The 12,528-nt window shown below is 50.7% G+C and carries 11 protein-coding genes; 7 read left to right on the top strand and 4 right to left on the bottom strand.

Annotation, left to right across the window (positions count from 1 at the left end; all coding sequences use genetic code 11):
* Positions 1–332: 332 nt before the first annotated feature.
* Positions 333–914 (bottom strand): TetR/AcrR family transcriptional regulator, encoded by a 582-nt coding sequence (locus tag NST96_RS14230; protein WP_122958845.1) that lies wholly within the window; start codon positions 912–914, stop codon positions 333–335.
* A 299-nt stretch (positions 915–1,213) separates the two neighbouring features.
* Here NST96_RS14230 and NST96_RS14225 point away from each other — a divergent pair, with 299 nt between their 5' ends.
* From NST96_RS14225 to NST96_RS14200, 6 genes are all read left to right on the top strand, one after another.
* On the top strand, positions 1,214–2,374 hold the full coding sequence (locus NST96_RS14225; protein ID WP_342406539.1) for an MFS transporter: 1,161 nt from the start codon (positions 1,214–1,216) through the stop codon (positions 2,372–2,374).
* A gap of 259 nt (positions 2,375–2,633) precedes the next feature.
* Entirely contained in the window at positions 2,634–2,909 is a 276-nt protein-coding gene (locus tag NST96_RS14220; protein WP_024984651.1) for a CD3324 family protein, read from the top strand.
* Positions 2,910–3,070: 161 nt separating this feature from the next.
* Positions 3,071–3,802, top strand: a complete 732-nt coding sequence (locus NST96_RS14215; protein WP_003390427.1) for a class I SAM-dependent methyltransferase — start codon at positions 3,071–3,073, stop codon at positions 3,800–3,802.
* Positions 3,803–3,836: 34 nt separating this feature from the next.
* Positions 3,837–4,574, top strand: coding sequence for an MBL fold metallo-hydrolase (locus NST96_RS14210; RefSeq protein ID WP_024984653.1), 738 nt, complete (start codon positions 3,837–3,839; stop codon positions 4,572–4,574).
* Between the two features lie 254 nt (positions 4,575–4,828).
* On the top strand, positions 4,829–6,373 hold the full coding sequence (locus NST96_RS14205; RefSeq protein ID WP_171506830.1) for an SMI1/KNR4 family protein: 1,545 nt from the start codon (positions 4,829–4,831) through the stop codon (positions 6,371–6,373).
* A gap of 203 nt (positions 6,374–6,576) precedes the next feature.
* On the top strand, positions 6,577–8,052 hold the full coding sequence (locus NST96_RS14200; RefSeq protein WP_311068434.1) for a YdiU family protein: 1,476 nt from the start codon (positions 6,577–6,579) through the stop codon (positions 8,050–8,052).
* 155 nt (positions 8,053–8,207) lie between these two features.
* On the opposite strand, the gene NST96_RS14195 is transcribed toward NST96_RS14200, so the two are convergent.
* The 3 genes from NST96_RS14195 to NST96_RS14185 form a co-directional block, all read right to left on the bottom strand.
* Positions 8,208–9,248, bottom strand: coding sequence for a hypothetical protein (locus NST96_RS14195; protein ID WP_122958842.1), 1,041 nt, complete (start codon positions 9,246–9,248; stop codon positions 8,208–8,210).
* A gap of 141 nt (positions 9,249–9,389) precedes the next feature.
* Entirely contained in the window at positions 9,390–10,787 is a 1,398-nt protein-coding gene (locus tag NST96_RS14190; RefSeq protein ID WP_342404143.1) for a hypothetical protein, read from the bottom strand.
* 88 nt (positions 10,788–10,875) lie between these two features.
* Positions 10,876–11,022, bottom strand: coding sequence for a hypothetical protein (locus NST96_RS14185; RefSeq protein WP_170208400.1), 147 nt, complete (start codon positions 11,020–11,022; stop codon positions 10,876–10,878).
* Between the two features lie 193 nt (positions 11,023–11,215).
* Between NST96_RS14185 and NST96_RS14180 the strand changes: the two genes are divergently transcribed.
* Positions 11,216–12,517, top strand: coding sequence for an AAA family ATPase (locus NST96_RS14180; RefSeq protein ID WP_024984658.1), 1,302 nt, complete (start codon positions 11,216–11,218; stop codon positions 12,515–12,517).
* Positions 12,518–12,528: the final 11 nt, after the last annotated feature.

The raw sequence follows: 12,528 nt of genomic DNA, 5'->3' as shown, positions 1-12,528 counted from the left end.
AACCCGGTTCCGCGTTGTTTCTTTTGCCCTCAGCTTGCATACAGGGAGTATGTACGGTCGAAGCGTCCTTTCAGCAAATCCTGCTCCGGATAAAAAATGAGAGCTCGCTCGCCGTAATAGTCCTATTATATAAGGTGCTTCCATCTGCTTCCATCATATTTTTCACCTGAAACCGGATGCACACCAAACATAGACTGGAATCCAGCTAAGTATTGCGAGATTCCACATCGTTCAGGAGGGATCATTCCACTATGAGAGTAACGCCATATTAATAGCGGAAGGAGCTTTTTTGCGAAACGAGGAGGTTTAAGTAACGCTCGTCTCCAAACAGGCTATTTGATCAATGAGAGGGTAACCTCTACGGCATGATTGATAAAGGAGCGGTCCGGGCGAGATTTCATCATGACGGTGAGCCCGATGACCGACACGACAAGCGTTTGCGCAAGAGCTTTTGCATTCTTGACTGTCTTCAGTTCTCCCGTTTGTATCCCTCGTTCAAGCGTTTCCTGAAAAATCGCCGAAAGATACATCTGATGCTCCCTCGTAAGAACTTCAAACTTCTCATCGTGTGGTGCAAGCTCGACCATTGTGTTGATGCAGAAGCATCCCCGGGCCGGATTTTGGTCATAGTCCTCAGCGGTCAAGCTTTCAAAAAAAGACCGAAACGCGTCTTTCACAGACGGATGTTTTTGGAGTGCCGCCCGGACACGGGAAGCGTGGAATCGTGTATATTTCCTCAGCGCTGCTTCGAACAACTCTTTTTTGTCCCCGAAAGCTGAATAGATGCTTGGCCGTTGGATGCCCATTTCAGCCGTCAAATCGCTGAGTGAAGTCGCTTCGTATCCCTTTTTCCAAAATACATGCATGGCTGCGTCCAATGCTTTTTCCACATCGAATTCTCGTGAGCGAGCCATCACAACAACCCCTTTTTATATCGAACGGTATGATATGATTTTATATTTCTGCCAGCATTGTGTCAAATCGAGAAGGGAATTTTGTTGACATATGAAGTTCGCGAGCTGTATAAATGGGAAAGGGTAATTATGTACCGATCAGTATAAAATTTTGCTTCGCTATGAAACTGGAGGGTTGTAGCTTGAGTGGAGAGGGGCTTTCCCAAAAAACAGAAGTCGTTGTCGATCAAAAGGACGGAGCCATTGCGGACAGGGGGCAACCGGAGTCCGCTACTGCCTCTTGTATACCGGTCAGATCGATGTCTCGCTCTGTTGCACTGCTGTTCGCGGCCGCCTGCGGGATGGCTGTAGCCAGTATCTATTTCGCTCAACCGCTGCTCGACTCTTTGGCTCGGGAGTTCGGACTTCGTCATTCATCGATTGGCATTGTGATTACCGTTACCCAACTTTGTTATGCATTGGGGCTTTTTTTACTGGTGCCGCTTGGAGACTTGTTGAACAGACGCCGACTGATTCTGTGCCACATGCTTTTGTCCGTACTTGCGCTAACCGTAGTAGGTACTGCTCCTGCAGCTTCGATCCTGTTGGCAGGCATGGCTGTAATCGGCTTTTTGGCCGTTGTGACCCAGACGCTTGTCGCATATGCTTCAATTTTGGCTGCCCCATCCGAACGGGGGCGAATTGTCGGCCTGGTGACGAGCGGGGTGGTCATTGGCATATTGCTGGCGAGAACATTTGCAGGCATTTTGACCGACATTGCCGGCTGGCGCTCAGTTTATCTCGTCTCTGCAGCAATGATGCTGCTCATGGTCGCCGCTTTGGTCATAGTGCTGCCTCGCGAAGAACGCGAAAAAACGTCGATGACATACTCGCAGCTGCTGGGCTCCGTTATTGACCTATTCGTCCAGGAAAGAATTCTGCGGATTCGCGCTGCATTTGCCTTGTTGATTTTTGCTGCATTCAGCATATTATGGACTTCACTCGTCTTGCCGCTTAGCTCGCCGCCGCTTTCGCTATCCCATACCGCCATCGGGGCCTTCGGCTTTGCCGGCGTTGCTGGAGCATTGGCAGCAGCCAGAGCAGGCCGGCTCGCGGATCGAGGCTTCGGAGAGTGGTCCACCGGTATCGCGCTCACATTGCTGATCGTGTCCTGGCTCCCGATCTCCTATGCTGAAAACTCGCTGCCTGTTTTGATTGTTGGCGTGGTTATCCTGGATTTGGCGGTGCAGGCCGTCCATGTGACCAATCAGAGCATTCTCTTTACCGTACGCCCCGAAGCGCGCAGCCGCCTGACCGCCGGCTACATGGTTTTTTATTCCATCGGAAGCGCGTCCGGTTCGATTGCTTCGACCAGCATGTACGCCTATGCGGGCTGGAGTGGCGTATGCCTGCTTGGGGCAACAGTCAGCATAATGGCTCTACTGTTATGGACATTCACCCGGCGTCGGATTTCATGTTAGAGGAAGATGATGTCTGGTTCTGGAGCGATAATTCGCTATAATGGTTGTAGATGGTTTACAAGTTTTTGAGGCGAGGTGAACACACATGTCACTTGAAAGAAGTACAACCGTTTAAGTGGATGCGTCGGGCTCCGGGCAAACCAGCACGGAGATATAACAATGCTTTTGTTCGGAGCCGCCTTCCAAACCATATAGGCTGATATATCTTGTGCAGGCTTTGCTCACTATTTACACAAATCTGTAGATAGGAGCGGCGAGAATGAAGCACGAAAAAGCAAAAAATATTTTGCCAAAGCACGTGATCGAATGCATTCAACAATACATTGACGGCGCGTATGTGTATATTCCCAGAAAAGCTGAAAAACGCAAGGCGTGGGGCGAGCTGACCGGAGTTCGTGCTCAGCTCAAAATCCGAAATCAAAACATCTATAAAAGCTTCTTGCAAGGCGATTCCATTGCGGAGTTATCTCAGCGACATTATCTGACGGAGCAATCGATCCGCAGAATTATCCGGGAAGAAAAGAAGCGCGTGTAAAAGGGAGCGATATTTGATGTGATCCATCGAGATACTTCAAATATCGCTTTTTCTTATTGAAATGATTCTGTTTGATTCGGGTGCATGCATGCGCTTGAGAAGCATGAATAGAGATGGTAGGGTGGGAGACAAATGATGCTGCAAACAGAGGAGCGAGAGTCATGACTCAAAACATCTATGACAATGAGGAATTTTTCAAAGGGTACAGTCAATTGAGACGTTCCATAAGCGGGCTGGATGGTGCACCGGAATGGCCGACACTGCAGTCCATGCTCCCGGATTTGCACGGTGCCCATGTTCTTGATTTGGGATGCGGGTTCGGCTGGTTCTGCCGCTGGGCCAAAGAAAATGGCGCCTCAAGTGTAGTCGGGATCGACATTTCTGAGAACATGCTGACCAGAGCGAAACGGGAAACGCAGGATTCCCAGATTGCCTATCTGCGGGCAGACATGGAGAGCCTTGAATTAAAGCGAGACTCATATGATCTGGTGTACAGTTCGCTGGCATTTCACTATATCGAAAACGTGCAGGGCTTGTTAAAGGAAGCGTACGCATCTCTCAAACCAGGGGGGAGTCTGGTATGTTCAGTAGAACATCCGATTTATACGGCTTCTAGCGGGCCTGGGTGGATCAAGCATCCTGACGGTTACAAGACGTGGCCAGTCGACAACTATCAATATGAGGGTGTACGGAAAACCAATTGGCTGGTCGAAGGAGTGGTCAAGCAGCATCGGACGATAGGCACATATTTGAACATGCTGATTGGGCTTGGTTTTACAATAACCCGTGTAGTAGAGTGGGGACCCTCCAGTGAACAAGTTGCCTCCCATCCTGAGTGGGAAGAGGAGCTTCATCGCCCTATGTTTTTGCTGATTTCGGCTCGAAGATCCTAATCATCTTATAGCCAAGAGAAAGGAGATGTGGATAATGAATCACTGTCATTTGCTCCACATCGAGTTCGAGTACGATGGACATAAACAGAGCATCACGCCTGTTCTTCTTCAAGATGAGCAGGATCTTATTCTCGTCGATTGCGGCTATCCGAATTTTATCCCGCTTCTTGAAAAAGCGGCTCTCCAGAATGGCATCGCATTCGATTTGCTCACCAAAGTCATCGTGACACATCACGATATGGATCATATCGGTTCGCTGGCAGAGCTGAAACGGAAGTACCCCCAGATCGAAGTCATTGCCCACGAACGGGAGGTTCCCTACATCGAGGGTACGAAAAAATCGTTGCGGCTTGAACAGGCGGAATCGACCTACGATGCGTTGCCGGATGAAGCAAAGCCGCAAGCTGAACAGTTTATTCAGTTCCTTGCTTCTATTGAAACCGTTTCAGTAGAAAGAGCCGTTTCCAATGATGAGAGGCTGCCTTGGTGCGGCGGCATTGACATCGTCCACACACCAGGGCATATGCCAGGCCATATTTCGTTGTACCTTTCTTCCAGCAAAACGCTGATCGCGGGAGATGCAGTCGTAATGGAAGAAGGCAAGCTGAATATCGCAAATCCGCAGTATGCTTTGGACCTGGACGAGGCTGTTCGGTCCGTGCATCGATTGCTTTCCTGCGACATTGAGCGGCTCATCTGCTATCATGGAGGCTTGTTTCCTGGTGATGCCAAGAAAGCCTTGCTGGAACTCGCTCGTAAGTACGAGAGGTAAATCGTACCGGAGACTTGCCCTGAGCAGCGTATTGATACTTTTCTCATAACAGGATCATCAAAGACCTCCCGTTTCCAGGCGAACAGTAGATGGATTTGGCATAAATTAACATCCAACAGGTGGAATGGCCGCGTGAATCTACTATAATGGTAAAGAAAAGCAGAGGTTGAGATTTTACCTCGGTGCCAGATGATCTGTTTGGAGCTACAAAAAGAATGAGAATCGCTAAAATGGCGCGAAGGAGACGTTTGCACATGCGACAATTGCTAGAGGAAATCATAGAGCAGCTGCGATTCGATTTGCCTGGTCTAGCCGCATCCTTTAATCCCCCTGCAACAGAGGAGGAGCTTCGCAAGGCCGAGGAGGAACTGGGTTTTTCCCTTCCTGCTGAACTGCGGGAGCTTTACCAGATACACAATGGGCAAAGCGAGGATGGCCCCGGCTTCTTTTTTGGCCTTCCGTTTCTTTCGCTGGAAGACATGCTCGCAGAATGGAGAGTATGGGCGGAATTGGAGGAAGAGTACGCCATGGAAGGCGGGCATTATTCCGTTCCCGCCGCTTGGATCAAAGAAAGATACATAAACCGCTATTGGCTGCCGATCAGCAAAGACTGGGGCGGCAATCATTTAGGGATCGATCTGGATCCGGACGAGAAAGGTGTAAGCGGCCAAGTAATCAATTTCGGCCGCGACGAAGAGGTCAAGTATGTGGTAGCTCGTCGTCTCACCGATTTCCTGCAATGTATCCGAGATACGGCACGCGAGGGAAATTACAGTGTCGATCAAGAGGAAGACTACACCTCCTGGAGCTTTGGCCGGGAGGGAGAGGTACACTTTCTCGATGCCATTCGCGGGATGAATTTGCCCGTTCTCGAACCATTCCGCGCAGCTTCAGAAGTACCAGACGCAGACGTGTGGTTTGAAGGCCTCGACGACGAATGGAAGAAAAGGATACTCGAGTCAAGCAGTTCACCAGAGGCTTTTCTTCGCAGGAAAAAGCTGCTTTTTATACAGCAGGGACTTACTGATATCGCTCCGCTTGGTTCTTGCAGTGAAGTGCGCGAACTGATTCTTAGCGGAAACGAAATTCGTTCGATTGAGCCATTGAGCGGCTGCAAGCATCTGAAAAGATTGTATTTGGTGAAAAATCCGGTATCGGATCTGCGGCCATTGCGAGGTTTGGAGTATTTGCAGGAACTGAATCTTTCCGGTACGGCCGTCACGGATGTAACCCCTCTTGGCTGCTTGCCAAAATTGACAAACCTGGATATTCAGCATACACCTATTCGTGATTTTTCACCGTTATCATCGATCAAGGGTTTGCGTATGTTGGAAGTTAGCGAGCCGGATGCGGAGCAGCTTCGAAGTCTGTCGGCGCTCACTCAGCTTACAGAGCTGACCCTTGCTGGACTCGGTCAAGTAAGCGAGAGCGATTTGAACGCGATCGGACAACTGGTAAACTTGCAAACGCTTCAGCTGGAAGGGGTTTCTTTGCCAGGTCTTGCGTTTCTGGGAAATTGCCGCAGGCTTCAAAAAATAGTGATAAAGGATTCGACGATTGGGGATGTTTCAGTCTTGGCCGGGCTTACTAAACTTCAGTCCCTGGAGCTGAACGGTTGTCCCGATATCGGGAAGCTGGAGGAGCTGGCCCGGTCGGCCTCTTTGAGGAAAATAACGGCTTCCTTCCAGCAATTCGCACGATTAAAGGATTGTTTTGACCGAAAAATCGACTTTTCCACGATGATCGGGGAAATGACAGACGAAGAAGAAGAGATCTGGCATCAATATTTGACAGACTAGACAAACTTCCAGACAATGCGAAACAGGCTAGTGAAAGCACGTCTTCGTTCGCTGTTCAAAGGGGCCACCTACGAGGGGAACAGGTATAATAAAAGGGCGGAAGCGGACACTAAAAAGGGATGACTTTGCAATGTCTGGAACATAGATAACGATAAATAGGATACAATTCCAATGAAGAAAAACAGGAAGAAAAAGGAGCCAAGATGACAAAGGAAACAGCAAGCACAGAAGCAGGATGGAACTTTGACAACAGTTACGCACGTCTGCCGGAATTATTTTTTTCCAGCCAAGGTCCCACTCCTGTACGGGCACCGAAGCTCATCATTCTCAACGAGTCCCTGGCATCATCCTTGGGATTGAACACTCAAGCGCTGCGCAGTGAAGATGGCGTTTCGGCGTTTGCCGGAAACCGGATTCCCGAGGGCGCTTCCCCGCTCGCTCAAGCTTATGCGGGGCATCAATTTGGACATTTCAACATGCTCGGGGACGGCCGGGCACTGCTGCTCGGCGAGCAAATTACTCCTGAAGGCGAAAGGGTAGATATCCAGCTCAAAGGCTCAGGCAGAACACCGTATTCCCGAGGCGGAGATGGCCGGGCGGCACTCGGACCGATGCTGCGCGAATACATCATCAGCGAAGCCATGCACGCTCTCGGGATTGCAACGACCCGCAGTCTGGCAGTAGTGACGACCGGTGAGTCCGTTATCCGTGAGACTGACCTGCCCGGTGCGATTCTCACGCGCGTGGCCGCCAGTCATTTGCGGGTCGGTACCTTTCAGTACGCAGCAAACTGGGGGACAGCCGAGGAGCTCCGGGCTCTGGCTGACTATGCGATAAAGCGGCACTATCCGGACATTGAAAACAGTGAAAATCGCTATCTGTCGCTGCTTCATGAAGTGATCAGGCGTCAGGCGGAGCTCATTTCAAAATGGCAGCTAGTCGGCTTTATCCACGGCGTCATGAACACCGACAACATGACCATCAGCGGGGAAACGATCGATTACGGCCCTTGCGCCTTTATGGATACGTACGACCCGGCGACGGTATTCAGCTCGATTGATACCCAGGGCCGCTACGCCTATGGCAATCAGCCGTATATCGGCGGGTGGAATCTCGCGAGATTTGCCGAAGCTCTATTGCCGCTGCTGCATGACGACGAAAAGCAGGCGATCGAACTAGCCCAAAATGAACTTTCAACATTTTCGAAGCTGTATTACCACAATTGGCTTACGGGAATGAGAGCAAAGCTGGGAATAAGCAACGCAGAAGAACAAGATGAAGCCCTTATTGAAGACCTCCTCCGTATGATGCGAAATTATCGCGCGGACTATACCAATACCTTCCGTGCATTGACTTTTGACAAGCCGGAGGACACACCGATGAACGGCACCCCGGAGTTTGCACAGTGGCATGAGCAGTGGCAGGCGAGACTTGGCAGGCAGAAGGAATCGAAAGCAGCCGCACAGCAGTTGATGCGCAGCAGCAATCCGGCTGTCATTCCACGCAATCACCGGGTAGAAGAAGCACTGGAAGCTGCGGTCAACGACGGGGACTACAGTGTAATGCATCGGTTGCTTGAGGTTCTTTCGAAGCCCTATGAGCATTCGCCTGAGCAGGATGAATACTGCACACTGCCGGCTGAATCAAACCGCCCGTACAGAACCTATTGCGGTACCTGATTAAAAACAACGGACTACCCCCCAATGCCAAAACAATACATTTCATCTGCATGACTACGGGTATGTATACCGTAGTCGATGGTGCAAGCGCCCTTTCCTGTATATTGCAAAATCCACAGGATACTCCGTGGATTTTCCTTTTTGGTTCGTTTGTTCTAATTTTGTCTAGGTCTCTTCGTTTTTGCAGCTCTTGTCAAAACCAGTTTTACAAAGGTAGCCAGCCCCAGGTACCCAAAGAGCGGATAAAGAAACAGCAGCAAATCGGAATAACCGATAAAGCAAAGCAGAAAGCTTACGGTAAATAAAGCAAGATAGACTCTCGTTTCCGGAATGTTCACGAGCTCCCGTACTTGCTGCCCGATCCCGAAGACGTTAGAGATGAGGGTCGTAAATATTTCCGAGTAAAGGACGAAAACAAAGAACAGCTGCAGCCAGTCATTCCACTGCCCGGTGATGAAGATGATCGGTACTTCCAGATGGCGTATCTGTTCCCAGTTGGCGAGCATGGCGATATGAGAGCTTAGCATCATGAACCCAAGACCGCAGCCGCCTATGATGCCAGCTCGCTTTAAGACGGCGCGCTCCCTGATGGAGTAACCGATCGGAATGAGTACGGCTTGGGCCATCGCCAGATTAAAGGAGACGTACAGGACTGCCTGCCACAAAAATTCGAGGGAATCCGGCGGTGGGAAGGGGAGCGGTGATGCTACGTCGCCATCGATCAGGATCAGGAAGGAAAAGAGCAGCATGGTGGGCACGACAATGGAGTTGATCGCGAGCAGCCGCTCCAACCCTTTTCGGAGGAGTAGAAAAGCTGCGATGGCTGTGATGATAATCCCGAAGGTATAGGGTAAACTGAATTGCTGTTCCAGCACCGAACCAGCGCCGGCGAGCATCACAGTGGTCACGCCGAGCAAAGTCAGAAATACCAATACATTCATGATTCGTCCTGGAATGGAACCGAATAGCAACCGATTAAAGGATTCGTATGAAGGTGTACCAAGTTGTTGGGCAAGGAGCATCATCCGGTAAGCCAGCCACATGAACAGGCCAGTCGATACCCAGATGGCCCAGGTGCCTGCCCCCCCGTAAGAGGTAAAAAAAGCAACGATTTCCTGACCGCTGGCAAAGCCAGCTCCGACTATCGTTCCGATGTAGGTGGCAGCCACCTGTACACTTTTGATCCATAGTTTCATAAGTGAGGCCCGACCTTTCCTCCAGCTTGCTTCTACCATTTTATGGAGGCTTGGTCAAAATCAGAATAAACGCAAAAAAATCCTTCCGACATGATTTTGCGGTCATGGGCGGAGGATTTTCTTTGTAAGAGGCTATCCTTTTCAGATAAGGAACATTGCGACCAGTGTGGTTACCAAAAGACCGATCACCACGGGATAAAGATTGCGTCTGGCCAGCTCGAACGGATCGACGCGGCAAATGGCTGCAGCGGGAATCAGCGCCCACGGTATAATCGTGCCGCCCCCGACCCAAATAGCGGAGATTTGCCCGAGTGCCGTCAAAGTAGCGGCTCCCGTTCCCAGAGCAGTGGCAAATAGTTGGGCTAGCGAACCTGCGAGGGTAATTCCGGAGAAACCCGAACCATCCAGACCTGTAATGACCCCGATGGCCGTCAGGGCAAGCGCCGCCACTTCCTTGCTTAAAGGAATCGTATGAGCCAAGGCAACCCCCAAGTCGTTTACAATCCCCTGCGACCCGGCAGGAAGCGTTTCGCCAAAGACCTGCACAAAACCGCTGTCACCCATATAAAAGAAGGCAGCAATCGGGATGACCGGACCAAATACTTTAAAACCAAACTGAAAGCCGTGGATGAGGTGACTCGTGACTTTTTCCAGACCAGACTGTTTGTGAGCGATCAGTGTGACAGCAACGAGAATAAACAGAGCAGTTCCTCCGACGAGCGCAGTGGCATCCCCGCCTTTTAGTTGGAGCATGAACATTGCACATACATCGAGGAGGAATAGCAGAATAACTGCGGCAGCCAGCCAACCACGCAGGCCAGAAGCAAGCAGTGTGGAGGCGCTTTTTTCGTCTGAGTCAGAATCTTCAAACTCTTTCAATGGTTCGACGGCAAGTCCGTTCTTCATGTCTTTCCTCAAGTACCAAAATGCCGCGACTGTCGTAACCACTCCCATGACGATTACGAGAGGAACACTCGCCGAAATGACATCTGCAACCGGGAGGCCGGCCGCTTTGGCTGTCAGAGTGGGCGCGCCCTGAATAATAAAATCGCCAGACAAGGCAATACCGTGGCCGAACAGGTTCATCGCGACTGCGACACCAATCGCGGGAAGACCTACGCGGATAGCTGCTGGGAGGAGGACGGCTCCGACCAGCGCAACGGCAGGGGAAGGCCAGAAAAACCAGGAAATGGCCATCATCACAAGCCCGATCACCCAAAACGCCAGCGCAGGTGTGCGGATGAGCGAAGAGACGGGCTTGATCATCGTCTCATTAATCCCCGTCTCGGATAAGACCTGGCTCATCGCAACGATAATGGATATGACCAGTATCGTCGGCAACAGCTCTGTGATGGCATAAATAAAGCTGCCAAACAGTCCGCCAACCGCTGTTGTGACAGAGCCCGTAGCAGTGAGTCCGAGAACGGCGATCCCGATCATGCACAACAGACTTGTGTCTCGTCTCATCACCATCGCCGCGATAATGATGAGGACAAACAGGACATATACGCCGTGCAGCCAGAACAATTCTACACCCATGCCAATCCCCTCCTTGATCGAGTCAGGAGAATGCTTTTGTTGTCACACTATGCAAGGAAACAGGCATGGGTGAAGGCGGAATTTTCGTTTACACTTTGTTGTAGCGGATTGTTCGCCAGACTTCCCACATCCAGTGGTGGGTGACGTGGTCAAGTTCTTCGGTCCGGTTCAAGATTCTGTAGATACGCTCCATGAGCTGCTCGTATTCCTCTTCCGTCAACTGTACCTGGGGCATCCCAATCTTCCTCTCATTGTCATTATTATCCATTTTATCCCATCTTTGTTGATCGTTATACGGACGGTGAGCGGTTCTTGATGTGGTCGACAACTGGAAATGCTTCGCTGTTTATGCGAGGATAGATAAGGAAGCAATTTTTCACCAAGTAAGGGCAAAAGAGGGGGGACCGGCGCCTTTTGCGCCATTGACCATGCTGAATACCACGCAGCTTCAACAAAAAATAGATCAAGCGATCGAAGTACTGGAGCGCCGGTTTTTTGAGAGGAGCGAGCTGATCCGGCTGCTGATCCTCGGAATCATGAGCGGCGAGAACGCCCTTCTCGTCGGTCCTCCGGGGACAGCGAAATCGCAGCTTGCCCGCTCCATTTCCAAACTATTCGGGTCTGAGCATTGGTTTGATTATCTGCTCACCCGTTTTACGACACCAGATGAGATTTTTGGCCCGGTTTCGCTCCAGCAGCTCAAACAAGACCAATACGTACGGAAGACAGCCGGGTATTTGCCGTCGGCTCAATTCGCCTTTCTCGATGAAATCTTTAAGGCCAATAGCGCGATATTGAACTCTTTGCTGTCCATTTTGCATGAACGGATTTACTTTAACGGAAGAGAAAAAGAAGAAGTGCCGCTGCTCTTTCTCGTGGCCGCTTCCAATGAACTGCCCGACGAAGAAGAGCAGCTGACGGCCTTGTACGACCGGTTTCTCATCCGTTACGAGGTGGGATATCTGCAGCATGCCTCCAGCTATGAAAAGATGTTCGATCCGCCTGCAAAAGAGATACCCGTGGTCTTCTCATTGTACGATGTAAAGGATGTCCAGTCCGCCTCGAAGAAGGTTGCCATCTCGGAGGGCCTGATTTACTTTTTGTACAGCTTGAAAAAGGATCTCGAGGAAAAGGAGTTTGTCATCTCTGACAGGAGATGGAACAAGATCGTTCATGTGTGGAAAACCTCTGCTGTCCTCAACGGCCGGGACTATGTGTCGATTTGGGATACCGTCTTTACCCCGCACATGCTATGGGAGGTTCCAGAGGATTTGCCCGTCTTGCGTGAGCTGTTTGAAAAAAGGTTTACGGAGCAGGTGAAGGCAGAGCTCGAAGCTGAGCTTCCTTTGCGGAGATACCATCAGATTGCCCAACGTTGGCTGGAAAAAGAATCGGAGCTGCACGCCTTCCAGTTTAAAAAAGAGATCGGTCATAAGATGGGAGCCCAGAGGACGGAGGAGTACCGCTCCATGCTGGAGGAATGCCGGCTGGAGCTTGAAGAGACGGGCAGGGACCTTCGGAATCGTTTGCTCGGCTGGCAGCGGCGGGAGAAGGATATGAATGCCTACATCTATGAGAAAAACAGGCTCATCCATCAAGTAGATAAGTATACGGTCAAATACGTCCACCTGCGCGTCGAGGGGGAACGGATTCTACAGATGATACAAGGGGTATATCGGACGGTGTTCGATCGCGAAATTGCGGGTACCGAATATGATTACACCCTCTGAGGAGGCTGCCG

The organism is Brevibacillus sp. FSL K6-2834 (assembly GCF_038592925.1).
Classification (GTDB): Bacteria; Bacillota; Bacilli; order Brevibacillales; family Brevibacillaceae; genus Brevibacillus; species Brevibacillus borstelensis.
Note: the sequence above shows the minus strand (reverse complement) of the source record. Positions and strands in the feature narration are given on the sequence as shown.

Coding starts and splice junctions, on each gene's coding strand:
- NST96_RS14230 (WP_122958845.1), bottom strand. CDS start 914: ATGGCTCGCTCACGAGAATTCGATGTGGAAAAAGCATTGGACGCAGCC.
- NST96_RS14225 (WP_342406539.1), top strand. CDS start 1,214: ATGTCTCGCTCTGTTGCACTGCTGTTCGCGGCCGCCTGCGGGATGGCT.
- NST96_RS14220 (WP_024984651.1), top strand. CDS start 2,634: ATGAAGCACGAAAAAGCAAAAAATATTTTGCCAAAGCACGTGATCGAA.
- NST96_RS14215 (WP_003390427.1), top strand. CDS start 3,071: ATGACTCAAAACATCTATGACAATGAGGAATTTTTCAAAGGGTACAGT.
- NST96_RS14210 (WP_024984653.1), top strand. CDS start 3,837: ATGAATCACTGTCATTTGCTCCACATCGAGTTCGAGTACGATGGACAT.
- NST96_RS14205 (WP_171506830.1), top strand. CDS start 4,829: ATGCGACAATTGCTAGAGGAAATCATAGAGCAGCTGCGATTCGATTTG.
- NST96_RS14200 (WP_311068434.1), top strand. CDS start 6,577: ATGACAAAGGAAACAGCAAGCACAGAAGCAGGATGGAACTTTGACAAC.
- NST96_RS14195 (WP_122958842.1), bottom strand. CDS start 9,248: ATGAAACTATGGATCAAAAGTGTACAGGTGGCTGCCACCTACATCGGA.
- NST96_RS14190 (WP_342404143.1), bottom strand. CDS start 10,787: ATGGGTGTAGAATTGTTCTGGCTGCACGGCGTATATGTCCTGTTTGTC.
- NST96_RS14185 (WP_170208400.1), bottom strand. CDS start 11,022: ATGCCCCAGGTACAGTTGACGGAAGAGGAATACGAGCAGCTCATGGAG.
- NST96_RS14180 (WP_024984658.1), top strand. CDS start 11,216: ATGCTGAATACCACGCAGCTTCAACAAAAAATAGATCAAGCGATCGAA.